This is a genomic window from Herbaspirillum lusitanum, assembly GCF_046025995.1.
Lineage (GTDB): Bacteria > Pseudomonadota > Gammaproteobacteria > Burkholderiales > Burkholderiaceae_D > Herbaspirillum > Herbaspirillum lusitanum_A.
The window spans coordinates 1-475 of record NZ_JAQQFM010000034.1 but is presented as its reverse complement, the minus strand read 5'-3'; the positions used below and the strand labels follow the sequence as shown (position 1 = coordinate 475).

Sequence of the window (475 nt, the reverse complement as noted above, 5' to 3'; positions counted from 1 at the left end):
TGTAGATTTGCATCGAAAACTGACCCACTTTGCTGGGATTTTTGCATCGAAAATTGACCCACGTTTGAGACACAATCCTACCTAGGCAATCAGGTGGGAGATTGGAGTGATCGACGTGGCATTACTAGGAATTATTCGGCGCTGGCACCTACGAGACCAGATATCGCTAAGAGAGATCGCCAAGCGACTTGGCATTTCAAGGAACACCGTTAGACGTCACCTGCGCTCTGAAACTGTAGAGCCAGCCTACGCAGACCGACGTTCGGCCAGTGCTTTGGATGCATACGCATTCAAGCTTTCAACGTGGCTAAAAACGGAATCCACCAAATCTAGAAAGCAAAAACGCAGCCTCAAGCAGATGCACGCAGACCTGTGCGCGCTCGGGTTCGAAGGCTCATATGACCGCGTTGCCGCGTTCGCTCGCCAATGGAAGGTGGATCAGTTAGATAGGGTCAATTCTGCAAGCAAAGGAACA

Annotated in this window: 1 protein-coding gene; it reads left to right on the top strand. The window is 50.5% G+C overall.

Annotated elements, in window-relative coordinates:
- Window positions 1-106: 106 nt before the first annotated feature.
- Window positions 107-475 (top strand): helix-turn-helix domain-containing protein (locus tag PQR62_RS25575; protein WP_408160897.1); only part of this gene is annotated, 369 nt, incomplete at its 3' end.